Below are 23,763 nucleotides of genomic sequence, written 5' to 3'. Positions count from 1 at the left end.
GGCACCTGTGTCACCTCACCCGGCGGCGGCCGGCGTCGTGGCGGCGGGGCGGCCGGCCAGCCGCAGGACCGTCTCCTCCAGCCTCGGCAGGGCGCGTTGACCGGTGACGGCGAGCCCGATCGCCGCGAGCACACCGGCCCAGGCGAACGGGCCGAGGGGCGTGCAGCCGAACAGGTGACTCGCCCCCGGGACCTGCACCAGCGCGACCAGGGCGGCGGCGGAGCCGAGGGAGGTGGCGCGCACCAGCGGGCTGTCGCGGCGGTCGGCGAGGGTCTGGGCGAGCTGGGTGCCCACCAGCGCGCACAGCGCCATCGTCGTGGAGCGCCGCGCGGTGCCCGGTGTGAAGCGGCCGAACAGCCAGGCGGCCGTGGCCCCGAGACACGTCGTCAGGGCGCGGTGCCGGATCTGCTCCATCAGCGGGGTGCCGAGCATGGAGGTGCCGAGCGGATGCTCGGGGTCCTCATGGTCCTCGCGCGGGGTGACCGCCACGGCCATCGCCGGGAACAGGTCCGTGAACAGGTTCACCAGCAGCATCTGCCGGGTGGACAGCGGGGCGGAACGGCCGAGGACGGTGCCGAGGATGCCGAAGCCGATCTCGCCGGCGTTGCCGCCGATCAGGATCGCGATCGCGTCGGCGACGCTGTGCCACAGGGCGCGCCCCTCACGGACGGCCTCGACGAGCACTGTCAGGTCGTCTTCGGTCAGGACGATGTCGGCGGCGTTGCGGGCGGCGGCGGAGCCACGGGTGGTGAGGCCGACGCCGATGTCGGCGGTGCGGATGGCGGCCGCGTCGTTGGCGCCGTCGCCGACCATGCCGACCACCCGGCCGCCATCCCGCAGGGCCTCCACGACCTGGAGCTTCTGCTCGGGCGCCACCCGGGCCACGACGCCGGTGTCGCGCAGCATCCGGGCCCGCTCGGACCGGTCGGCGGCGGCCAGTTCGTCGCCGGTGACCACCTCGGTGTCCTCCGGCCAGCCCAGGTGGACGGCGATCGCCCGCGCGGTCTGCGGATGGTCGCCGGTCAGCATCACCGGCCGCACGTCCGCCTCGCGCAGCCCGCGCACGAGTTCGGTGGACGTGGCCCGCGGCACGTCGGCCAGCGCCACCAGCCCGGTGAACCGTAGCTGCTCCAGCGGTTGTCCGAGCACGTCCGGGTCCTTCTCGGCGTCGTCGAGGACGCGTTCGGCGACCGCCAGCACGCGCAGCCCGTCGCGGGCCAGCGCGTGGGCGGTGTCGGACGCCGTGCCGGCCAGGTCCGCGCACAGCGGCAGGACCGTCTCCGGGGCGCCCTTGACCACCAGCCGGCGCGTGCCGTCCGCGGCGTGCCCCACCGCGGCGGCGTAGCCCCGGCCGGCCTCGAACGCCAGGCCCTCGGTCTGCGTCCACTCCGGGTCCTCGCCGGCCGCGTCCAGAACCGCCCCGTCGGTGGCGTGCACGGGCCGGCCGGAGCCGCCGTTGAGGCGGGGGCAGGCGCGTGCCGCGGTCCGCAGCACGGTGTTGTCAGCCGCCTCCCGCGGGGAGTGCACGGTGCCGTCGGCGTCGGCCACCCGGACCAGGCGCAGCCGGTTCTCGGTGAGGGTGCCCGTCTTGTCGAAGCAGACGGTGTCCATCCGGCCCAGCGCCTCCAGCGTGCGCGGGGCCCGTACCAGGACGCCGCGCCGGCTGAGCCTGCGGGCGGCGGCCAGCTGCGCCACGGTGGCCACCAGCGGCAGCCCCTCGGGGACGGCGGCCACGGCCACCGCGACACCGCCGCTCACGGCCCGGCGGATGGGTGTGCCGCGCAGCAGCGACAGCCCGGTCACCGCGGCTCCGCCGGCCAGGGTCAGCGGCAGTGTCTTGCGGGTGATCTCCTGCAGGCGTGCCTGGACCCCGGCGGCCGGCGGGGTGCGGGCGGCGAGGTGGACGGCGCGGGCCGCCTCGGTGCGCTCGCCGGTCTCCACCACGACGGCCCGGGCGTGCCCGGCGACGACGGTGGTGCCTTCGAAGACCATGCACCGCCGGTCGGCCACGGCGGCGCGCGGGGTCGGCTCGGTCTGCTTGTCGACGGGCAGGGACTCGCCGGTGAGGGCCGACTCGTCGACCTCCAGGGCGTCCGCCCACAGCAGCCGCGCGTCGGCGGGCACGACGTCGTCCGCCTGCAGCGCGATCACGTCGCCGGGGTGGAGCTTGGCGGCGTCCACGGTGCGCGTCGCCCTTTCCTCGTCCTCCGGGGCGATGCGGGCCTTCTGTTTGTGTTCCGCGAACAGCCCGGACAGCGCGCGCTCGGCGCGCAGCCGCTGGACGCCGCCGACGAGGGCGTTCACATCGAGTGCGCCGACGACCAGCAGGGCGTCCGCGGCGGAGCCGAGGATCGCCTCGGCCGCCGAGCCGACGGCGAGGACGGGGGTGAGCGGGTCGTGGAGTTCGCTGCGTACCGCGCGGGCGAGCTGGAACGTCCACCGCGCCGGCGCCAGCGCGGGGACGCGGCCCGCGGCGCCGGCCGCGCGGCGCATCCGGGAGGCCGCGTCCTCGTAGGTGCCCGGCGGTTCCTCGTGGGTGTCCGCCAGCCTGCTCTCCACGTCCCCCGGGGACAGGGCGTGCCAGGCCACCCGGGGCCGGGGATGCGGGGCGCGGGCCACCGCCACGCCGAGGGCGGCCCGGGCGCCGCCGAGCAGGGCCACGGCGGCGCTCGCGTCGACGGGGATGTGCCGCAGCCCGGGGATGACGCGGCCGCGGCGACCGCGGCGGGCCTCGCCGATGGCCACCAGCAGCCCGGACAGGGCCGCGCCGGACTTGGCCAGGGTCTGCGACCGGTGGCCGACGGCGCGGGCGGCCGGCACCGCGGTCAGCAGCCGCCACACGTCCGGCAGGCCGCCGGGGGCGACCACGTCGGCGCCCCACACCACCGGGGCGTCCCCGTCCGCGAGCGCGACGGCCACGTCGCCGGCCAGCAGCCCCGACAACTCGTCGGCGGCTTCCGCCCGCTCCGGCCGGGCGACGGTCAGCACGCCGCCGCGCCGGCGCAGGACGTCCACCGCCTCGCGCAGCGGACGGTCGGCCGGTATCAGGTGGTCCGCGAGGGTGGTGAAATCCGCCAGCGCCGGGTCGTCCACCACCACGACGCGCAGTCCGGCGGTGCGGGCCGCGTCGAGGACTGCCTCGACCCACGGGTCGGCGCCCGCGCCCCGGCCGCGCAGAGCGCTGGGGTGCAGCAGCACCGACTCGGTCGTCTCCAGCTGCCCCAGCCGCTCGGTGTCCCGTACGAGGATGCCCGCGCGGGCGAGCATGCCGCCCAGGACGGCGTTGAAGGCGGAGGGGCCGTAGCGCGCGGCCTTGGGCGAGCCCGCGAGCACCGCCTCGGCGGTTTCCGTCACGTCGTGCTTGACCAGCAGCGTCGCCGCGGCACCCAGCAGGCTGCCGGTGCCCGCGTGGGTGGCGTACTCCTGAGCCGGGGAGCCGCGCAGGGGCGGGCGCGGGCAGGCGCCCGCCGGCACGCCGGGGCGGTCGGGAACGCACAGCCGGTCGTGCAGCGTGTCGAACGCGGCCGCCCGCGCCACGGTCTCGCCCAGCTGGCAGGCGCGCAGGGCGCCGTCCAACGCCAGGGCGGTGGGAGTCTGGCCCGCTCCGTGCGCGACAGCGTTCACGGAGGCCAGCAGCAGGTCCATGCGGGAACGGCCGTAACGCTCCCGCAGCAGACGGCGGAAGCGCGGGTTCTCGCGCAGCAGCGTCACCAGTGCCGTCACCAGGCGGGGCGAGGCAGGCAGGCGCAGGGCGTATCCGGCCAGCCCGGCGCCCATGCCGGCGGCGTCCGCCAGCAGGGCCGCCGCGGCGGTGCGCACTCCGGCCGGGTCGCCCGGGTGCGGGAACTCCTCCACCGCCTCGTCGTCCGCGCCCAGGCCGTGCTGTTCCGCGAGGTCGGTGGCCCGCTCCAGGACCCGGTCGGTCACGGCGTCCTCCCCGGCGGCCACCACCAGGCGGGCCAGTCCGCCGTCCCAGTAGGCGTAGGCGACGTCCGGCCGTTGGGCCAGGGCCTTCGCCACCCGCCGCGCCACCTGCGCCGTCCCGCCCGCCCGCCGCACGACGTCCGGATCGGCGGGCCGCAGCGCGAGGTGGGCACGCCGTCCGGAGCGCCAGTGGCGATGGCCGCCCGGCAGGGCGTTGCGGGCCACCCGGGTGACTCTGACGCCGGCGTCCGCGCCACGTACGCCCGCCCTGGCCGTTCCGGCCACCGCCCCGGCCACCGCCCCGGCGGCCGGCGCGGTGCCCTGCGCCAGCAGCCGGGGGCCCGCCAGCGCCAGGCCGGCCACGGCCGAGGGCATCCTCGGCAGTCCGAGCGCCATGGCGGGCCTCAGCCCTTGCCGCGGCCGCGCGGCGCGGTCGGGGCGGTCTCGGCGGCGGCCGCCTTGACCTTGGCCTTGGCCTTGGTCCCGGCCTTGGTCCCGCCGGCCCGCTTGGCGCGGGCCTTCGCGGCCGGCGTCTGGGACGGCTTCGGGGCCGAGGTGCCGGCGGGCAGCGTGGGCAGCTTGTCGGACGGCGTGGACGCCATCGCGGCCGCCCTGGGCGGGGCGGAGGGCGGGGGCGTCGGCACCGCGTGGGCCGGCGCGGGCGGCACCGCGGCACCCTCCGCCGTCTCCGCCATCTCCGCGCTCTCCGCCGCGGTCGGCTCGGAGACGCCGGGGGCCTCCGGGGCCTCGGGGGTCTCCCCCGCCGCTGCGGTCTCTGAGACCTCGGCTGCCTCGGGCGCCTCGGACGGTTCGGCCGCGGACGGCGCCCGGGCCGCCTCCCCGTCTTCAGGGCCGCGCTCTTCTTCGTGGCGCGGCTGGGTCAGCCAGGCCACCGCCGCTCCGGTGATCGCCACGGGCCACTCCACCACGCCCGCGATGCCGAGGACTCCGGCGCCGGTGTACACCGCCAGCCGCCGGCCCCGGGGTGTGATCTCCTCGACCTTGTCGAGCGTTCCTTGGGCCGCCCTTTCCAGCAGCCCGACGCCGGGCACCTTGCGCAGTACCGAAACGGTGGTGCGCAGTGGCTCCGGCAGGTCACTCGTCGACTTCTCCCCTGCCATGACGTCGTCGCCTCCCGAGCTGATCCGGATCGTGGGCCAGCCGAGTTCCCGGGATGCGCGACCCCATCCGTGCTGGTCGGAATTCCCTTGGCGACCGTGAAGCCGCGGCCGTCGGCCGCCGGTCCGGGCGGCGTCGGAGGGAGCGCTCACGGCACCGGACCGCCCCGGCCTGGGGGAGCGCTCCCACGCCTCCCTCCCGCGGACGACTCGGCGCCCTCCACCCCGGTACCGCGCCGGTACCGCCCCGGTTCCCGGCTCACCCCCGTTCCGACCAGGGACGGCCGAATGTGTTCCGCGCGAAGCGTTGACCAGAAAGCGCTTACCCCTTACGGTCCGTTCAACAGCGTGACCGACAGGTGCCCTACAGGGCCCCAAAGGCCACTCTGTCCGCGCGCGGCGTTCAACATGGCGAACATCGTTCACGTACTCGTCGATCAAGTCCTCTGAAAGGACGCACCCGCATGCGTACTCGCCCCCCACGTACACACGCGCAAAGGGTCTCACTGGTGACGGCCGCGGCGGCCGCCCTCGCGACGGCGGCCGTCCTCGCGCTGCCGCAGTCGGCCGGCGCGGCCGAGTCGTCGCCGATCGGCTACGGCGCCGGGACGACCGGCGGCGGCAGCGCCACGGCGGTCACCGTCTCGACGCTGGACGCCTTCAAGTCGGCCGTGAGCGGCAGCACGGCGAAGGTCGTGAAGGTCAACGGCACCATCTCGCTCAGCGGTCAGGTCGACGTCGGGTCCAACACCACGGTCCTGGGCGTCGGTTCGTCGTCCGGGTTCACCGGCGGCGGGCTGCGGCTGAAGAAGGCGACCAACGTCGTCGTCCGCAACCTGAACATCAGCAAGGCGGTCGGCACCGACGCGATCACCGTCCAGCAGTCGACCAAGGTGTGGATCGACCACAACACCCTGTCGTCCGACCTGGACCACGGCAAGGACTACTACGACGGCCTGCTCGACATCACGCACGCCTCGGACAACGTCACCGTGTCCTGGAACACCTTCAAGGACCACTACAAGGCCTCGCTCGTCGGCCACAGCGACAGCAACGCGAGCGAGGACACCGGGCACCTGCACGTGACGTACCACCACAACTGGTTCAACAACGTCAACTCGCGCACCCCCAGCCTGCGCTTCGGCACCGGTCACTTCTACGACAACTACGTCGTCGGAGCCTCGACCGCCTGCCACTCACGCATGGGCGCCCAGATGCTGGTCGAGAACAACGTCTTCCGCTCGACGCAGGTCGCGGTCACCACGAACCGGGACAGCGACCAGGACGGGTACGCCAACCTGCGCGGCAACGACCTCGGCGGAGCCGCCACCGAGATCTCGCAGGTCGGCACGTTCACCAGCCCGCCCTACAGCTACACCGCCGAGCCCGCGTCGAGCGTGGTGTCCTCGGTGACCTCCGGCGCGGGCGCCGGGAAGATCTGACCCGCGCTCAAGGATCCCCCGCCGGACCCCCTGCCGGATCCCCACCGGTCGACGTACCGGTCCACACCCCCCACCTGTCCACCCCCCAACTGGAAGAAGGCATAGGGACATGGCTTCACCAGCACCTGCACGCGCTCGCCGGCGCGCCCTGACCGGGGCACTGGCCGCCGTCGGACTCTCCGCTGTCATGATCATGGCAGAGGGGGCACTGACCCCGGCCGCCGCGGCCACCTGGCCCACCGCCAACGGCAGCCAGGCGGTCACCGCCACCATCCCGGTCTCCGGCACCAAGGACTACGGGATGAAGCGCCTCTACGGCAGCGGCGATCTCGGCACCGGCGGTCAGAGCGAGAGCCAGGACCCGATCCTGGAACTGGCTCCCGGCGCGGTACTGAAGAACGTCATCATCGGCGCGCCCGCCGCCGACGGCATCCACTGCTTGGGCAGCTGCACGCTGCAGAACGTGTGGTGGGAGGACGTCGGCGAGGACGCGGCGACGTTCCTGGGCTCGTCGTCGTCCAACGTGTACACCGTGTCCGGCGGTGGCGCGAAGGAGGCCAGCGACAAGGTGTTCCAGTTCAACGGCGCCGGGACGCTCAACGTCTCCAACTTCGCCGTGCAGAACTTCGGCAAGCTGGTTCGCTCGTGCGGCAACTGCTCCAAGCAGTACAAGCGGACCATCAACCTGAACACCATCGAGGCGACCTACAAGGGCAGCGCACTCGTCGGGATCAACACCAACTACGGCGACAGCGCGACCCTGAAGAAGATCACGATCATCGGGGACAGCAGCAAGAAGATCGTGCCCTGCCAGAAGTACATCGGCAACAACACGGGCGCGGAACCGCCCAAGAACGGCAGCGACGCCGACGGCACGTACTGCAAGTACTCGTCCTCGGACATCACCTACAAGTAGGCCCACGCCCCCACGGTGATCCCGGCCGTACGAAGCGCCCCCGCACGGCGCTTCGTACGGCCGTCTGTCATCACCCCGCGCGGACGGGTCCCCCTGGGGGCCTCACCGCCCCACCGACCGGGCGATCTCGCGCCGGTACTCGGCGTAGGCGGCGCGCAGGGCCGCGCCCGGCCAGTCCGCGGGGAGGAGTTCGGCGGGCAGCACGGGGTCGGCGAGCAGATGGCGGACGACCGCGGCGAAGGCGGTGAAGCGGTCGGCCGGGCCGTGCGCGCCGGGCAGGTGCGCGAGCAGGGCGCGGGCGGTGGCGGCCCAGGCGTCGAGCGGCCACAGCCGGGCCGCGAGCGCGGCCGCGGAACCTTCCGGGCGGGCGGTGAAGCGCTGGGCCACCGGCTCCAGGTCGTCCGGCACGGGCCGGCTCAGGTTGGCGGGGCGCAGCCACACGCCCTCCCGCAGCTCGGCCAGGCGCAGCTCGGCCAGGCGGGCGCGCAGGTCGGCGCGTTCGGCGGGGCCGCGGCCGGTGGCGGTGACGACCACCGTCTCCCAGTCGCCGTCCCACGGGCGCGTGCGGGGCCGCACCGCGTCGTCCTGGCGCCGCCGGCGCTCCAGCAGACGGTCGCTGAGCCGGTAGACGCCGTCGGTGCGCCGCAGGTCGCCGGCGGCCACCATGCGGCTGAGCGCGGCCCGCAGCGTGGAGCCGCCGACCCCGAAGGGTTCCACCGCGCGGACGAGGTCCTTGACCGCGAGCTGCGGGGGGTGCGCGCCCAGCAGCAGGCTCAGCACGACCGAGCGCGCGGACAGCGGCCGCAGTTCCACCTCGCCGGGCGGCACCGGCACGTTCATCCGCATGGGCACGTACTGTACGTGCCGGCTTTTGTTGCGTCATTGCTACAGCCGCAGAAAGGATGCAACATGACGGCATGGTCTCGATGCCCGCGCCACCGCAGCCGCAGCCGCCGTACGCCACCCACGACGTCACCAACCAGCCGCCGCCCCTGGCGCCGTACGACGCCGCCGAGGACGCCGCCCTGCTGGAGGGGCTGCACCGGGAGGGGGCGGGCTGGGCCGAGGAGGGCATCAGGCGGCTGGGGCTGCGCGCGGGCAGCGCCGAGGTGCAGGAGTGGGCCGAGTCGGCCAATGTCCACGAGCCGGTGCTGCGCACGCACGACCGGTACGGCAACCGCGTCGACGAGGTCGACTTCCATCCGAGCTGGCACCACCTGATGCGGGCCGCGGTGGCCGAGGGCCTGGCGGGCACGCCGTGGGCCGAGGACCGGCCCGGCGCCCATGTCGCCCGGACCGCCGGGGGCCTGGTGTGGGGGCACACCGACGCCGGGCACGGCTGTCCGACCTCGATGACGTACGCGGCCGTGCCCGCGCTGCGCGCGCAGCCGGACCTCGCGAAGGTCTACGAGCCCCTGCTGACCGGACGCGAGTACGAGCCCGGCCTGAGGGTGCCGACCGAGAAGCGGGGCCTGCTCGCGGGCATGGGGATGACGGAGAAGCAGGGCGGCTCCGACGTCCGTACGAACACCACCACGGCGACGCCGACCGCCGAGGAGGGCGTGTACACGCTGCGCGGGCACAAGTGGTTCACGTCGGCGCCGATGTGCGACGTCTTCCTGGTGCTGGCGCAGGCCCCGCAGGGGCTGTCCTGCTTCCTGGTGCCGCGCGTCCTGCCCGACGGCAGCCGCAACACCTTCCGCATCCAGCGGTTGAAGGACAAGCTGGGCAACCGGTCCAACGCCTCCTCCGAGCCCGAGTTCGACGGGACCGTCGCCTGGCTGGTCGGGCCCGAGGGCCGCGGCGTCAAGACGATCATCGAGATGGTCAACTGCACCCGCCTGGACTGCGTGATGATGTCGGCCGCGCTGATGCGCAAGACCCTGGTCGAGGCCGGCCATCACGCGCGCCACCGCAGCGCGTTCGGGGCGCGGCTGATCGACCAGCCGCTGATGCGCAACGTGCTGGCCGACCTGGCGCTGGAGTCGGAGGCCGCCACCACGCTCGCGCTGCGGCTGGCCGGGGCGGCCGACCGCGCGGTGCGCGGGGACGCGGAGGAGACCGCGTTCCGCAGGATCGCCACGGCCGTCGGCAAGTACTGGGTCACCAAACGGGGTCCGGCCTTCACGGCGGAGGCCCTGGAGTGCCTGGGCGGCAACGGCTACGTGGAGGAGTCGGGCATGCCCCGCCATTACCGCGAGGCGCCCCTGCTGTCGATCTGGGAGGGCTCGGGCAACGTCAACGCCCTCGACGTGCTGCGGGCGCTCCGGCGTGAACCGGCCACTGTCCAGGCCCTCTTCGGCGAACTGGCCCTGGCCCGGGGTGCGGACGCCCGGCTGGACGCCGCCGTCGCCCGGCTCGAAGGTCTGCTGGCCACGGGCTCCGAGGCCGGCGCGCGCCGGCTGGTGGAGCTCATGGCCCTGACGCTGCAGGCCGCCCTCCTGGTCAGGCACGCCCCGCCCGCCGTCGCCGACGCCTTCTGCGCGACCCGGCTGGGCGGCGACTGGGGACACGCCTTCGGCACACTGCCCGACGGGGCCGCGCTGGAGGCGATCCTGCGACGCTCGCTGCCGCAGGCGTTCTGTCGCCCCCGGCACGAGGGGCAGCGTTGCCCAGCTGAAAGGCACCGCCGCCCGGAACCGCCGCCGGGCGCGAAGCCCACCGCCCCCCGGCACGAGAGGCGCCCGTCACCCGGCGCGCACCGCGCGCGGCCGGAGGGCCCCGTCAGCTCGTCTTGCGTCCCCACAGGGGGCCGAAGCGCGCCCACTCGGCGTCCCACTGGTCCATCCGGCGGCGTTCCAGGCGGCCCCGCAGGACGCGGCCGCCGGCCAGCGGCACCACGGCGGCGCTCACGCCCACCAGGGCGCCGATCAGCGAGGCCCGCAGCCTGGCCTCCGAGACCGTGGTGGGCTCGGCCACCAGCCGGCCCCGCGCGTCGGTCCACACGCTGACGGTGCTGCCGGCGACGCTGCCGGGCCGCACCCGGACCCGGCCGGTGTGCGCCGAGCCGTCCGGAGTCGTCCAGCGCACCTTCCCCCACACCCGCTCGGGGTTCGCCGTGCCGGGGTGCGCGGGTGCCGCTCCGGGCGCCTTCTCCGCCAGCCGCGCCACGACCGGACGCCACTCCGCGCGCTCCCGGGCCAGCCCGTCCTCGACGGACCCGGTCGCCGTCAGACCGGCGAGCACCCCCGCCAGGACGGTGAGCACCCAGGTGCCGAGCACCGCCCAGGCCTCCACCACGTCGGCGCGGCGCCTGAGCGGGTTGCGCCGCCAGCGCCACAGCCACACCTTCGGACCACGCAACGCCATCGAAGGCACCCTCCTCATGAGCGCACGACCCTCCCCCGACCGCCATCCCATACGGGCGAGGTTCCCCGGATGCTCAGGCGAGTCCCCCGGCTCGGGGACCGCACACGCCCGCGGCCCGCGCGCACCCCGCCGCCGAAGGGCCCGCCGTCTGCCGTGTCGGGCCGGAATCACCGCCCCCACCTGCGACGACGCCATCGGGAGGGGTGACTGTCAGTGGCGGGGTGCAGACTGACCGTGGTGGAGAGAAAGACATCCCGGAGGTGATCGGCATGACCGAGGTACTGCTCGCTGTGGGCACACGAAAAGGCCTGTTCATCGGGCGCAGGCGGGGAGGCGCCTGGGAGTTCGACGACAGCCCCTGTTTCAACGCGCAGGCCGTCTACTCGGTGGCCATCGACACGCGCGGCGACCGTCCGCGGCTGCTGGCCGGCGCCGACAGCTCCCACTGGGGCCCGTCGGTGTTCCGCTCCGACGACCTGGGCCGCACCTGGACCGAGCCGTCCAGGCCGGCCGTCAAGTTCCCCAAGGACACCGGCGCCTCACTGGAGCGGGTCTGGCAGCTGCATCCGGCCGCCGCGGAGCCGGACGTGGTGTACGCGGGCACGGAACCGGCCGCGCTGTACCGCTCGGAGGACCGCGGGGAGAGCTTCGAACTGGTCCGTCCGCTGTGGGAGCACCCCACGCGGTCGCAGTGGGTGCCCGGCGGGGGCGGTGAGGGCCTGCACACCGTGCTCACCGACCCGCGCGACCCGCGGTCGGTGACGGTCGCCGTCTCGGCGGCCGGCGTGTTCCGCACCGGCGACGGCGGCGCGAGCTGGTCACCGTCCAACTCCGGTGTCTCGGCGGTGTTCCTGCCGGATCCGAACCCGGAGTTCGGCCAGTGCGTGCACAAGGTCGCGCGGGACGCGACGACCCCGGACCGCCTGTATCTGCAGAACCACTGGGGTGTGTACCGCAGCGACGACGCGGGCGGGCAGTGGACGGACATCGGCGAGGGCCTGCCGTCCACCTTCGGTTTCGCGGTCGCCGCCCACCCGAGCCGGGGCGACACGGCGTACGTGTTCCCGATCAACGCGGACTCCGACCGGGTGCCCGCCGGCCGCCGGTGCCGGGTCTTCCGCACCGCGGACGCGGGCAGGAGCTGGGAGCCCCTGTCGGCGGGCCTGCCGCAGGAGGACCACTACGGCACCGTGCTGCGCGACGCGATGTGCACCGACGACGCCGACCCCGCGGGCGTGTACTTCGGCAACCGCAACGGCGAGGTCTTCGCGTCGGCCGACGACGGCGACAGCTGGCGGCAGTTGGCGTCCCATCTGCCGGACGTGCTGTGCGTGCGGGCCGCGGTGGTGGGGTGAGCCGTCGGTGGGACCCGCGCTCCATTCGACGAGGTCCGGTCCTGATCGTCGGACAGGACCCTCATCCGGCACCGGGACACGCGGACATTGACACGACTCATCCCCCCGCCTTCACCGGCTGCCGCTCGGCGCTGCCGGTGAAGGCGGGTCCGGCGTGTCGGAGGAGGGCGTTGACTGCCGGGTTGCTGGTGTCCTTCCAGGCGAGGACGAGCAGGGCCGGGTTGGTGGCGTCCTCGATGGGGCGGGACAGCAGGTGTTCGTGGTGCGGGGCGGCCATCGACTCGGTCAACAGGGCGACGGCGAGACCGCGGGCGGCGAGATCGGCGACGGCGTTCGCGGCACTCGCCTGGAGCGTGATCGTCGGAGTGAGCCCCTGGGCGGCGCAGGCGTCGTCGAACGCGGCGCGCACCCCGGTGCCGGGCGGCATGGTCACGACCGGGTAGCCGACGACGTCACGCAGGGCCGACCGGGGCGACGCCGCCAGGGGGTGCCCGTGCGGGACAGCGACGACCAGCCGTTCGCTGACGACGGTCAGCGTCTGGAGGTCCTGTGGGATGGGTCCGGCCGTGCCGGCCAGGGCCAGGTCGATGCTTCCGGCACGCACAGCGTCGAGCAGCCGGTCGGAACGGTCCTCCAGGAGTGAGATCCCGACGCCGGGGTGCTCGTTGTGGAAGGCGGCCAGCGCGTCGAAGAGCGGCGTGACGGTGCACCCGACGACCATGCCCACCACCAGCCGCCCCCGGATCAGGCCAGTCACCTCGTCCACCGCCTGTCCGACGCCCTCGACGGCAGCGAGGGCGGCACGGGCGCGTCCCACGGCCGCTCGTCCGGCAACGCTCAGGGTGACGCGGCGGGAGGTGCGCTCGAAGAGGTCGGCACCCAGTTCCCGTTCGAGCCGGCGGATCTGCGCGCTCACGCCGGACTGACTGATGCCCACCCGGTCGGCGGCCCGGGTGAAGCTCTCCTCTTCGGCCACCGCCACCAAGTACTCCAACTGCCTCAGTTCCATGAGCAGAAATTCTAAATCGCATAATTTCCATCTGTTGGACTTCTGGTCTTTCGGTGACCACCATGGAGGAGTCACGTACGGAACCGAGGAGGATCCTGTGCCGGACCACGAGAAGGCCATGCGCCCCGAGGACATCACCCGCCTCTTCGTCGAGCGGGCCAATGCGGGCGACGCGGACGGTGTCGCCGCCCTCTACGAGGAAGACGCGGTACTGGCCTATCCGCCGGGCGAGCAGACGGTGGGCCGCGAGTCGATCCGCGCCCTGTGGGAGAAGGTGCTGTCCAGCGGGGCCGAGTTCGCCCCCGAGACGCCCCTGCCCACTCTGCTCAGCGGCGACCTCGCGCTCACCTCGACCCCGCCGAAGGACGGGGCAGGCGCCCGTGCCCAGGTCGTGCGGCGGCAGCCGGACGGAAGCTGGCTGCGCGTGCTGGACCAGCCGGAATTCGTCACGCCGACCGGCTGAGCGGACGGGCGGGGACGAGTGCGGAGACAAGCGACGGGAGGTGAGGCCCCCGGGCTGCGAGCAACCTGCCTGCGGTGCGCTCGCGAGGCCCGGGGGTCTTCTCGCGTGCACGGTGAGAGGCATGATGAGACATGGGGACTGGCCAACCCTGTGTGGGGGAACGCGAGCTGAGGGTGCGTCGGACGGGTGCGGCCGAGGACGCAACCATGGACAGTACGGTGGCACACACCGTCCGGTGGTTCCCGGCCCGGCACGACGCGCCGCGAGGACGACGTCCTCGCCCCCCGTTCACATCCTCATCGAGACCGGAGATGCACGGTGCGCCACAACGATGCCTCGTCCCACCCGGCCCAGTCGCCCCTGAACACCCCCGCCCCAGAGACACCCTTGACCCCGGAGACGCCCTTGACCGAGGAGACCCTCGTCGAGGTGGAGCGGTTACGGGACGCGAGCACGCCCCGCAGCGGCGGCGAGGACGACGAGCACGTCAAGGCGCTCGTCGGCGTGGAGGACCGGCTGCCGCCGATCATCGTGCACCGCCCCACCATGCGGGTCATCGACGGCATGCACCGGCTGCGCGCTGCCAAGCTGCGCGGAGCGCGGCGCATCCGGGCCCGGTACTTCGAGGGCGACGAGGCGGAGGCGTTCGTCCTCGCGGTGCGCACCAACGTCTCGCACGGTCTGCCGCTCTCCCTGGATGACCGCCGCGCCGCCGCGGCGCGCATCGTCGCCACCCATCCGCGCTGGTCCGACCGCCGGATAGCGGCCGCCACCGGCCTCGCCGCCCGCACGGTGGCCTCGCTGCGCCGGGAGGCCGGCGCCGACGAGACCGCCGAGGGCGCCCGGCGGATCGGCCAGGACGGCAAGGAGCGGCCGGTCAGCAGCGCCGAAGGACGACGCATCGCCGGGAAGCTGATCTCCGAGGATCCGGGGCTCTCCCTGCGCGCGGTGGCCCGGGAAGCCGGCATCTCACCGGAGACGGTGCGCGACGTACGCGGCCGGATCCTGCGCGGCGAGGACCCGGCGCCACCCAGGGGGACCGTGAACCGCTCCGACGTCGAGCCGGACCGGGCGAAGGCCAGGTCCGGCCGGGACGGGTGGACCCACCGCGCCCACGGTGTCCCCCGCGGGCCGGTGCCGCCCCGACGCGGCGCCCACCGCCGCAGCCTGCTCCGACGGCTGCGCAACGACCCGGCGCTGCGGCTCAGCGAAGCGGGCCGCGCCCTGCTCCGGCTGCTCGACGCCCAGGCGATCGGCGAGGACGGCTGGCGGCGGATCGCGGCGAGCGTGCCCCCGCACCGCAGGGAGATGACCGTGCAGGCAGCCCTCGGCTGCGCGCAGGTGTGGCAGGAGTTCGCCCAACGCCCGAGTCCCGAAGTCGAGTCGGGGGAGCAACCGAACGGTTGAGACGACACGTCCGGGGCGCGCTCGCGGTACCGCGCCCCGGACGTCTCCCCGCACCCCGGCTCGTCAGCTCCCGCTCCGCCGGCCCCGCACCGTCCCGTCGCGCATCGCGAGGCAGGCGAGCAGGCCGACGACGAGCATGCCCACTGGCAGCCACAGGGCGCCGGAGACGGCGTCGGCAACCGCCCCGGTGTCGGAGCCGTCTCCGGCGGAGGCCAATCGGCGCTGGAGCAGGACGCTCACCGCAGCGCTGCCGAAGACACTGCCCGCCTGGCGCGCGGTGTTGTAGACGCCGGACGCGGCACCCATCACCGGGCCGGGGATCTCGTGCGTCGCCACGTTGGCGAGAGGCGAGAACAGCGAGCCGGTGCCGACGCCGCACAGCGCGAGCGCCAGGACCCATGTCCACACCGGGGTCGCGGCCCGCGCCGTGAGGGCGAGGGCGGCGATGCCGGAGCCGAAGGCGAGGAACCCGCCCATCGCGACCCGCGCGCCGCTCACCCGGTCCGAGAGCCGGCCGGAGAACGGGCCCACGATGCCCGCCGCCACCGCAAGCGGCAGCGTGATCACGCCGAACAGGAACGGCGAGAAGCCGCGGGCCCCCTGGAGGTACAGCGTCAGCGGCAGATACAGACCGGTGAGGGCGAAGCCGACGGCGAGTCCGCCGACGCAGGCCGCGGAGAAGTCCCGGTGCTTGAAGAGCGACAGCGGGATCAGGGGCTGCCCGAAGAAGTGCTGTCGGACGACGAACGCCACCAGGAGGAGCGCACCGAGAGCGATCAGGTGGGCCACCGTCAGCGGGCCCGCCACCGTGGACCAGTGGTAGTACTCGCCGTTCTGCACGGCGAAGACCAGGGCGAGCAGGCCGAGGCAGGACAGCAGGGTGCCGAACACGTCGAACGTCTCCCGCTCGCCGCCCGGCGTGCCGCGTACTCCTCCGGGCACCAGGATCGCCGCGAGGAAGAGGCCGGCCACGCCGATCGGCACGTTCACCCAGAAGATCCACTCCCAGCCCGCGGTGTCCACGAACAGGCCGCCCAGCAGCGGGCCGACGGCTGTGGCGACGCCGCCGACAGCGGCCCAGACGCCGAGGGCCGCGCCGCGCCGGTCCGTCGGGAAGAGCTGCGCGATGAACGCCATCGTCTGCGGTGCCATGGTGGCCGCGCCGACGCCCTGGAGGGCCCGGCCGGCGATCAGCGGCGCCGGCCCGGTCGCGAGGCCGCAGAGAAGCGACGCGACGGTGAAGAGCACCAGCCCGGTCACGTACATCGGCCTGCGGCCGAGGCGGTCGCCGAGCCGGCCGGAGAGCAGCAGCGGGACGGCGTAGGCCAGCAGGTAGACGCTGTTGACCCAGCTCACCTGGTTGAGGTCGATGCCGAGGTCGGACATGAGCGCCGGAACGGCCACGTTGATGATGGTGGTGTCCATCATCAACAGGAAGAAACCGACGCACAGGGCGGCCAGGGCGGCCCAGGGCCGCGCCCCGTCCGGCTGGGGCGGACGGGGCGCGGAGGACGCGGCCCGGGTCGCCTCGGCACCGCCTGCGTGCTCGGCTCCTCACCGGCCGCCGCCGCCCGCACCGCCTCGACCAGCGGGGGCAGCCGCTCGGCGACCAGCCGGGGACCCATGCGGACGATCAGGGTGAGCCGCCCGGGCGCGCGCCCCGGGTCGAGCCGGGCGCACAGGTCGAGCACCTCGTCCGCGCTCGTCGTGGGACCCAACTTGCACGCGACGGGGTTGATGACCCCGGCGAGCAGTCGCACATGGGCACCGTCGGACTGCCGGGTGCGCTCTCCGATCCACGGCCAGTGCGTGGAGCCGAGCACCACACCCGGGTCGCCGTCCGGGCCGGCGACAGCGGGATCGGCGCCGTCCGCGAGGCGGAGCATGGACCGCTCGTAGTCGAGGAGCAGGGCCTCGTGGCTGGACCAGACCGGCGGGCCGGGGACCGCCCCGCTGTGGTCGTCCTCGCCCCAGCCCAGGTGGCGCATGGCTTCCCGGGCCGCGTGGTAACCGGTCAGCAGCCGCCAGGGGTTGGGCTCGCGGGCGGCGGCCTCGGGTGCCGGTTCGTTGACCATGTGCCCCCGGTAGACCGGCAGCGCCCGGTCGCCGACCTGCTCGGTGGGGGACGAACGGGGCTTGGCGAACTGGCCCGCGATCCGGCCGACACGGATCACCGGCAGACCGGTGTTCATCCGCACCATGCCCGCCAGGCTGTCGAGGAGTCCGGCCTTGCGGGCCACTTTCGCAGCGGTGCAGTCGGCGAAGTCCTCGGCGCAGTCGCCGGCCTGCACCACGTGGGCGCGGCCCGCCGCGACCTCCGCGAGCTGCCGCCGCAGCGTCAGCACGTCCGCGGTGCGCACCAGCGAGGGCCGGGCGCGCAGTTGTCTGCGGACGAAGGGCAGCCGGTCGTCGCCGTCCCACGGCGGCTGCTGCGCCGCCACGGCCGGGGCCGGGCGTAGCAGGGGATTCAAGGGCGTGTCGAGCACTCGTTGCACAGTCGTCTCCCGGTGTGAAAAGCGGGAAGGGAGCGGTACGCGGCCCCGGAGGCGCTCCGGCGTGGCCGGAACCCGCGGACACCGCGGACCCGGGGTCGCTTTCTCGTGGTCCTCGCGGTGCGGGGGTGTCTCGGCCCGGGGCAAGCGCCCCACGGGATGCAGGGGCCGCGGCCTCCTGTACGCAAGCACGACCCCCGCCGATGTTCAACTCGGCCTCTTTCGACGGCACTCGGCCGTCCAACCGGCGAGAGGCAGCGGTTGGACGGCGGGCCGCCACGGCGGACGGACGCCTGGACGGTATTCCCCTCCGGCGTGCCGCGTGGTCACACTGCGGGAGGTGGGAAGGAGAGTTCCCGGGACGCCTCTGGCCCGAATTCACCCGCCGACGCCCGACGACTCCCGAAGGTGGCGGAAGACCCATGCCCCGTACGGCGGACACGGTGGTGTTCGAACCGCCCGGCAGCATCGCCCTGCGTACTCTCGACATGCCTCCACCGGATCCTGGGGGGCTGCTGGTGCGCGTCACCCGGGCCGGCGTCTGCGGCACCGAGGCGCACATCCTGGCCGGAGGATTCCCGGCGCCCTTCGCCTTCGCCCTCGGCCATGAGGGAGTGGGCGTGGTGGAGGAGTGCACAGGGTCGGCCCGCGACTCGACCGGGCAGCCGGTGGCCGTCGGGGACACCGTCTACTGGACCCCCGCCCAACCCTGTCACCGCTGCCGCCGCTGCGTGCTGGAGAACGACGGGGCCAACTGCGAGAACGTCGTCCGCCCGCGTCCCCTCGAATCGCTCGGAGCGGCAACCTTCACCACCCACGCCCGGCTGTCCCCCGGCACCCAGTTCCACAAGGTCCCCGCGGGCACCCCGCAGGACTCGGTGATCGCCTTCGGCTGCGCTCTGCCGACCGCGCTGCACGGCCTCGCCCGGGCCGGCGGTGTCTCCCCGCGCGACGACGTGATCGTGCTCGGGGCGGGCCCGCTGGGCACTGCCACGGTTCTCGCCGCGCGGCTGGCCGGGGCGCGCCGGATCGTCGTGGTCGGCGGACGCCGGGCCCGCCTGGACGCGGCCTGCGGCTTCGGAGCCGACGCCGCTCTCTCCCGCGCCGGCACGACGACCGCCGAACGAGCCACCGCCGTCGACCGTCTGCTGGGAACGGGAGGCAGGCGCCTGGTGGTGGAGGCAGCCGGCCGGCTGCCGGCGTTCGAGGAAGGCCTGGAACTCCTCGGCCGCGACGACCGGCTCCTGGTGATGGGCCTGTGGGCGGGCCGAGGCAAGGTTCCGGTGGACCCCTTCCGCGTCAGCCGCCTGGGCCTGCGCGTCATCGGCAGCCAGCTCGCCCAGGCGGAGCACTACGCCGAAACCGTTCGTATCGCCACGGACCACCACGAGCGCTTCCCGATGGCGTCGTACATCTCCCACCGCCACCCCCTGACGGAAGCCGAGCAGGCGATCAAGGGCATCAGTGGTCCGACGGCGCTGAAGACGGTGCTGGAGCCGAACTCTTAGCCGCGCTCCCCCGCCCGCAGGAGGCGGGGCCCGTTCACCGGCGGCGGGACCGGGTCGATCCTGCCGGGAGTGGAGATCGAACGCGACCGGGCCCGCGCCGGACCTGGCGTCACGCCACGGGCCCATCAGCTGCCCGAGGCGTCCGATCGACGGTCGCGCAGCGGCGCGTCTGTCAGCGCCCTGACCTTCTCGGGGCGCACGCCCGGCGCGCACTCGACGAGGCGCAGGCCCTCGGCCGTCACATCGATGACCGCGAGGTCGGTGATGATGCGGTCGACGACTCCCTCGCCGGTGAGGGGGAGGGTGTTCTCGCGCAGAATCTTCGGCGTGCCGTCCTTGGCGATGTGTTCCATGAGGACGATGACCCGTCGAGCCCCGTGGACGAGGTCCATGGCCCCGCCCATCCCCTTGACGAGCTTGCCGGGAACGACCCAGTTGCTGAGGTCTCCCCGCTCGCTCACCTGCATCCCGCCGAGGATCGCCGCGTCGACCTTTCCGGAGCGGATCATGCCGAAGCTCGTCGCCGAGTCGAAGTAGCTCGCCCCGGCCGTCGTGGTCACGGTCTCCTTGCCGGCGTTGACGAGGTCGGCGTCCTCCTCCCCGTCGAACGGGTACGGGCCCAGGCCCAGGATGCCGTTCTCGGACTGGAGCACGATGTGGACGCCCTCGGGGACGTGCCCGGGGACGAGCGTCGGCAGTCCGATGCCCAGGTTGACGTAGTCAGCGTCCTTGAGCTCGACCGCGGCCCGGGCCGCCATCTCCTCGCGGGTCCACGCCATCACCGTGCTCCTTCGCCATGTCCCGTGGGACCGGAGGCGGAGCGGGGCCGCACCGTCCGCCGCTCGATGCCCTTGTCGGCAGCCTGCTCGCCCGTGAGGGGCAGCACCCGGTCGACGTGGATCCCCGGCAGGTGCACCAGGTCGGGGTCGATCTCCCCCACGTCGACGAGGTGCTCGACCTCGGCGACGGTCCGTCGCGCGGCCATGGCGCACAGGGGGTTGAAGTTGCGCGCGGCCTTGCGGAAGACGAGATTGCCGTGCCGGTCGCCCTTCCATGCCCGCACGAGGGAGACGTCGGGACGCAGCGCCTCCTCGCGGACGAAGGACCGCTCCGCTCCGTCCCACGCGAAGGTCTCGGTCGGTTTCGGTGCCGATGCGACCGCCACGGATCCGTCAGCGGCGTACCGGACCGGCAGCCCTCCGAGGGCCACCTGGGTGCCCACCCCGGTCCGGGTGTAGAACGCGGGGATGCCCGCGCCGCCGGCCCGCAGCCGCTCGGCGAGGGTCCCTTGCGGGGTGAGCTCGATCTCGACCTCGCCGTTCAGGTACTGCCGTTCGAGCTCCTTGTTCTCCCCGACGTAGGACGCGATGAGCCTGCGGATCTGGCGGTTCTCGAGGAGAAGGGAGTTGCCGATCCCGGGGAGGCCGCAGTTGTTCGACACGACGGTGAGGTCCCGGCATCCCCGGCGGGCGAGTGCCCTGAGGAGGAAGGCGGGGATGCCGCAGATCCCGAAGCCCCCGGTCGCGAGCATCATTCCGTCCACGACGTCCCGGACGGCCTCGTCGGCGCTGGTGACGACCTTGTCCACGACTCGCGCCTCACCGCAGCCGGGCGCGCTGGTCGAGCACGCGTTCCGGGGAAGCCGTCGGGGGAATGCTCGCCAGGAGGACGTCTGCCGCCGGTACGTCGGCTCCCTCGGTCCAGTGGTCGCCGGGCACCAGCCCGATGCCGGGCTCGCCGGCCGGGACCTGCACCGTGTCCTCGTCCCGGAGGGCGAGGGTCCATTCGAAGTGGCCGGCCACGTTCGTGAGCGAGGAGCAGGCGGAGAGCGTCTCGGGGGCGGCGACCTCGGCATCGCCCTCGGCGGCCCGGGCGTCGAGCAGGACCAGGGCGATCGGGAGAGTCCCCAGCTTCCCGAGCCACTGCGCGAGATACATCGACGCGCTGTCGGCCTGGTCCTCGTCGACGCCGTCGAGCGGACGGCCCGCGAGCGCGTGGGCCCGGGCCAGCCATCTCGCCGGGGAGGGCACGTCCAGGACGACCTGTCGTTTCGTCGCCTCGGCGAGAGTGCCGACCGTCGTGAGGACCCTGTCCACCCCGGAGTCGGCCCCGAGCAGGGTGCGCAGGGCGTGGCCGGTCCGGGACCGTGCCCCCATCTCCGTGACGAGCTCCGGCTCGATGGCCAGGTGTGCGCCGTAGAGGGCCTCGACGTCCACCCAGAGGGCGTCCGGGTCGAGGAGGGAGTGGACCTGGCCGACGTGACCGGCGAGGGCGGCGAGGTCGGTCCACGGGATCGGCGCTCCCTGGCGGATGACGGCCGCCGCGTAGGCGTCGGACTCGACGAGCAACGGCCTGGCGTTGCCGCTCGGGGGGTCCGCGGCGAGGGACTGGAGGGAAGAGGGCATGGTCGCTCCTGGCTGCTGGTGGATGGGAGGGGCGCCGGGGCCCGATGCGTGTCTCGGGCCCCGGCAACCGCCGGCTGCACGCTCAGGCGAGACGCCTGACGCTTTCCCCGTGCTTGTCCTCGAGCTGACGGACCCGCTCCTCGAGCTCGGCGATCTTGACCTCGCGGCGGTCCGGGATCATGACGATCGGGAGATCGCCCAGCGGTGCCGCCACTCGCTGCGGGCCGTCGATCGTGAAGACCGTCGCCGTGATGTCGTCGGTGTCGGAGCCCCACGAGCCGTAGTAGTGAAGGGCCTTCGGCGGCTCGGGCTTGACGAATTCGGCGCAGAACTCGGCATAGGGCCTGCCCCGCTCGAGCCGGGCCTTTCGGGCCGCGTCGCGCGCCGACTTCGTACCCTCGGCGTCGAGGCGGAACGTCTCCGGGTCGTAACGCACCCCGAAGATCTCCTCCGCGACCTTCTGGCTGATCCGGCCGAGTTCCGCGTCCTCGACGACCGACTCGGGGAGCCGCTCCAGCGGGTCGCCGTAACCACCGCCCGCACCCTGGCTGATCATGTAGAGCTCGCCGTCCTTGGCGATGTCGAACTGCAGCCCCATGTGGTAGGTCGAGTAGCGGCCGTCCTCGAAGGGACGCTCGTTCATGACCTTCTCGATCGACAGGTCGAACTTCTTGCTGTCCTGGCGGATGTGCTCGTAGACGTTGGTCCCCTTGACCATGGCGAGCGGGTACGTGCCGCAGCCGTAGCCGCCGTACATGCCGTAGACGGAGGAGAACTTCGCGCCCGACGTGACGGTCATGAATCCCCACTGCGGGGAGCCTTCGGCGGCGACGATCATCTCGTAGCCCATCCCGCCGTTGAACTTGCCGAAGCCCATGTTGTCGCGGACGAGTCGCTTGGACACGAGTTGCATGAAGGGGACCTCCTCCTCCATGACCTCCTGCTCGGCCGTGTCGGCCATCGCGCAGAAGAGGGGGGAGACCGCGTCCTCGCCGTCCCGGAACGGCTTGGCGCCGCCCGGCATGCCGTTGAGGTCCGCGCAGAGGTTGCCGACCATGTCGCCGTGCTGGGTGATCCCGCCCCACAGGAACGTGTTGATCTGGTTGAACCAGTTCGCTACGACGTTGCTGTACTTCTTCGGCGTGGAGAACGACATCCGGCTGTAGAGCGCCTGCATCGCCGAGAACCCGCGGAACGAGGCCTGCAGGGACTGTCCCATCGGCGCGTCGTAGGAGGCGTCGGCCCACGTGCCCTCGTCGGAGATGATCTCTATGCAGCTCATCGCCGAGGTGCAGCGCGGCAGGTCCGGCCACCAGAAGGCGAGGATCGCCTGCATGAACATCGACTTGACCGAGCAGAGCGGGCTGTTGATGGCGCGGTTGAGGATCTCCGGGCCCGTGCCGCGCAGGTCGATCGTCATCCGGTCGCCCTTGACCGTGACCTTGCAGGCGAACTTGATGAGGATGTTCTCCTTCAGGGTCGAGTCCATGAACTGGTCGAAGCGGTAGGTGCCGTCGGGCAGTTCGCCGATCCGCCGGCGCACCTCCGCGTCGACGTCCTCGACCGTGGTGCGCAGGGCCCCGACGAAGGCGTCCACCCCGACCTCGTCGATGATCTTGTCGACGCGCTCCATGATCTTGCGCACCGCGGTGATCTTCACCTTGAGGTCGGCGAGCTGGAGCTTGGGGTCGCGCACCGAGTGCTGGAGGAAGGTCAGCAGGTCACGACGGAGCTGCCCGCGTTCGACGATCTTGAACGGACTCATCCGCAGCCCGTCGTCGAAGGGCGTCTCGGACCCGGACGGCATGCCACCCGGCTCGCAGGCGCCGTTCTCGCCCTCGTGGATCGTCGCGGCGACCCAGGCGATGATCTCGCCGTCCCTGATGACCGGCATGATCATCGACTGGTCGGTGTTGTGGATGTTCCCGAACCGCGCGTCGTTGTGGATGAACCCGTCGCCCTCGTGTATGCCGACGGTCGGCTCGTCCTTCCAGTACTTCATGATGTACCGGATCGGGTGGTGGAGGATCGCGCTGAACGCGATGACGCCGTGGCAGGAGAGGTAGGAGACGTCTCCGGAGGAGGTGTAGATGGCGGTCGTGAGGTCGCCCCACTTCGCGCCCGGCGCCGCTCCCTGCGCCTCGCACATCTCGTAGCCCTCGTCGAGCGCGCCGGCGATCCGCTTGCGGATGCGCTCGACCTGGAGGCGGTCGACACCGGCCGCGATCGCCCGCTCCTCGTGAGCGGACCTCGACGCGATGCTGTGGTCGCGCATGATGTCCGGGTCCGGGCCGAGGAAGAGGGTCGTCTCGTCCATGAACTTGCCGACCCACTCCCGCTCCTGGGGAGTCAGGGTTCCCTGCTCCGCGGAGGCCGGGGTCGTCGACGGCCTGTCGTCGATGGTGGTCATGTCTG

Annotated in this window: 17 protein-coding genes and 1 pseudogene; 7 read left to right on the top strand and 11 right to left on the bottom strand. The window is 73.4% G+C overall.

Annotation, left to right across the window (positions count from 1 at the left end; all coding sequences use genetic code 11):
- Positions 1 to 15: 15 nt before the first annotated feature.
- Positions 16 to 4,320 carry an HAD-IC family P-type ATPase gene (locus tag ACZ5GT_RS03280; RefSeq protein WP_469013601.1) on the bottom strand — a complete coding sequence of 1,435 codons (4,305 nt, stop codon included), beginning with the start codon at positions 4,318 to 4,320 and terminating at the stop codon, positions 16 to 18.
- Positions 4,321 to 4,328: 8 nt separating this feature from the next.
- The gene (locus ACZ5GT_RS03275) at positions 4,329 to 5,045 is read right to left on the bottom strand and encodes a hypothetical protein (RefSeq protein WP_469013599.1); all 717 of its coding nucleotides are present in this window, start codon (positions 5,043 to 5,045) and stop codon (positions 4,329 to 4,331) included.
- A 461-nt stretch (positions 5,046 to 5,506) separates the two neighbouring features.
- Between ACZ5GT_RS03275 and ACZ5GT_RS03270 the strand changes: the two genes are divergently transcribed.
- The gene (locus ACZ5GT_RS03270) at positions 5,507 to 6,484 is read left to right on the top strand and encodes a pectate lyase family protein (protein ID WP_469013597.1); all 978 of its coding nucleotides are present in this window, start codon (positions 5,507 to 5,509) and stop codon (positions 6,482 to 6,484) included.
- 109 nt (positions 6,485 to 6,593) lie between these two features.
- Positions 6,594 to 7,400 carry a pectate lyase gene (locus tag ACZ5GT_RS03265; RefSeq protein WP_469013594.1) on the top strand — a complete coding sequence of 269 codons (807 nt, stop codon included), beginning with the start codon at positions 6,594 to 6,596 and terminating at the stop codon, positions 7,398 to 7,400.
- Positions 7,401 to 7,502: 102 nt separating this feature from the next.
- On the opposite strand, the gene ACZ5GT_RS03260 is transcribed toward ACZ5GT_RS03265, so the two are convergent.
- The gene (locus tag ACZ5GT_RS03260; protein ID WP_469013592.1) at positions 7,503 to 8,246 is read right to left on the bottom strand and encodes a PaaX family transcriptional regulator C-terminal domain-containing protein; all 744 of its coding nucleotides are present in this window, start codon (positions 8,244 to 8,246) and stop codon (positions 7,503 to 7,505) included.
- A 71-nt stretch (positions 8,247 to 8,317) separates the two neighbouring features.
- On the opposite strand from ACZ5GT_RS03260, the pseudogene ACZ5GT_RS03255 reads away from it, so the two are divergent.
- Positions 8,318 to 9,973, top strand: a pseudogene (locus ACZ5GT_RS03255) (acyl-CoA dehydrogenase family protein); the annotation flags it as partial.
- A gap of 151 nt (positions 9,974 to 10,124) precedes the next feature.
- Here the strand turns inward: ACZ5GT_RS03255 and ACZ5GT_RS03250 are convergent.
- Complete coding sequence (locus tag ACZ5GT_RS03250; RefSeq protein WP_469013590.1) at positions 10,125 to 10,709, bottom strand: Rv1733c family protein; 585 nt, start codon at positions 10,707 to 10,709, stop codon at positions 10,125 to 10,127.
- A 269-nt stretch (positions 10,710 to 10,978) separates the two neighbouring features.
- On the opposite strand from ACZ5GT_RS03250, the gene ACZ5GT_RS03245 reads away from it, so the two are divergent.
- Positions 10,979 to 12,064 (top strand): WD40/YVTN/BNR-like repeat-containing protein, encoded by a 1,086-nt coding sequence (locus tag ACZ5GT_RS03245; RefSeq protein WP_469013588.1) that lies wholly within the window; start codon positions 10,979 to 10,981, stop codon positions 12,062 to 12,064.
- Positions 12,065 to 12,161: 97 nt separating this feature from the next.
- Here ACZ5GT_RS03245 and ACZ5GT_RS03240 read toward each other — a convergent pair whose 3' ends face one another.
- Positions 12,162 to 13,073, bottom strand: coding sequence for a LysR family transcriptional regulator (locus ACZ5GT_RS03240; RefSeq protein WP_469013586.1), 912 nt, complete (start codon positions 13,071 to 13,073; stop codon positions 12,162 to 12,164).
- Positions 13,074 to 13,170: 97 nt separating this feature from the next.
- On the opposite strand from ACZ5GT_RS03240, the gene ACZ5GT_RS03235 reads away from it, so the two are divergent.
- Entirely contained in the window at positions 13,171 to 13,536 is a 366-nt protein-coding gene (locus ACZ5GT_RS03235) for a YybH family protein (protein WP_469013584.1), read from the top strand.
- A gap of 405 nt (positions 13,537 to 13,941) precedes the next feature.
- Positions 13,942 to 14,943, top strand: coding sequence for a ParB/RepB/Spo0J family partition protein (locus ACZ5GT_RS03230; protein WP_469013578.1), 1,002 nt, complete (start codon positions 13,942 to 13,944; stop codon positions 14,941 to 14,943).
- A 63-nt stretch (positions 14,944 to 15,006) separates the two neighbouring features.
- Here ACZ5GT_RS03230 and ACZ5GT_RS03225 read toward each other — a convergent pair whose 3' ends face one another.
- Positions 15,007 to 16,371: a DHA2 family efflux MFS transporter permease subunit gene (locus ACZ5GT_RS03225; protein WP_469013571.1), complete on the bottom strand. Its 1,365-nt coding sequence runs from the start codon at positions 16,369 to 16,371 to the stop codon at positions 15,007 to 15,009.
- The gene (locus ACZ5GT_RS03220) at positions 16,371 to 17,429 is read right to left on the bottom strand and encodes a 3-deoxy-7-phosphoheptulonate synthase (RefSeq protein ID WP_469013565.1); all 1,059 of its coding nucleotides are present in this window, start codon (positions 17,427 to 17,429) and stop codon (positions 16,371 to 16,373) included. Before ACZ5GT_RS03220 ends, ACZ5GT_RS03225 begins: the two co-directional genes overlap by 1 nt.
- Before the next feature lie 428 nt (positions 17,430 to 17,857).
- On the opposite strand from ACZ5GT_RS03220, the gene ACZ5GT_RS03215 reads away from it, so the two are divergent.
- Positions 17,858 to 18,943, top strand: coding sequence for a zinc-binding dehydrogenase (locus ACZ5GT_RS03215; protein WP_469013560.1), 1,086 nt, complete (start codon positions 17,858 to 17,860; stop codon positions 18,941 to 18,943).
- A 125-nt stretch (positions 18,944 to 19,068) separates the two neighbouring features.
- On the opposite strand, the gene ACZ5GT_RS03210 is transcribed toward ACZ5GT_RS03215, so the two are convergent.
- The 4 genes from ACZ5GT_RS03210 to ACZ5GT_RS03195 form a co-directional block, all read right to left on the bottom strand.
- Positions 19,069 to 19,722 carry a CoA transferase subunit B gene (locus ACZ5GT_RS03210; protein ID WP_469013554.1) on the bottom strand — a complete coding sequence of 218 codons (654 nt, stop codon included), beginning with the start codon at positions 19,720 to 19,722 and terminating at the stop codon, positions 19,069 to 19,071.
- Entirely contained in the window at positions 19,722 to 20,531 is an 810-nt protein-coding gene (locus tag ACZ5GT_RS03205) for a CoA transferase subunit A (protein WP_469013550.1), read from the bottom strand. Before ACZ5GT_RS03205 ends, ACZ5GT_RS03210 begins: the two co-directional genes overlap by 1 nt.
- Positions 20,532 to 20,541: 10 nt before the next feature.
- Positions 20,542 to 21,348, bottom strand: coding sequence for a hypothetical protein (locus ACZ5GT_RS03200; RefSeq protein WP_469013546.1), 807 nt, complete (start codon positions 21,346 to 21,348; stop codon positions 20,542 to 20,544).
- Between the two features lie 82 nt (positions 21,349 to 21,430).
- The gene (locus tag ACZ5GT_RS03195) at positions 21,431 to 23,758 is read right to left on the bottom strand and encodes a hydantoinase B/oxoprolinase family protein (protein ID WP_469013543.1); all 2,328 of its coding nucleotides are present in this window, start codon (positions 23,756 to 23,758) and stop codon (positions 21,431 to 21,433) included.
- Positions 23,759 to 23,763 lie beyond the last annotated feature (5 nt).

Source organism: Streptomyces sp. NPDC031340 (genome assembly GCF_055569945.1).
This window is presented reverse-complemented; position numbering and strand designations above follow the sequence as displayed.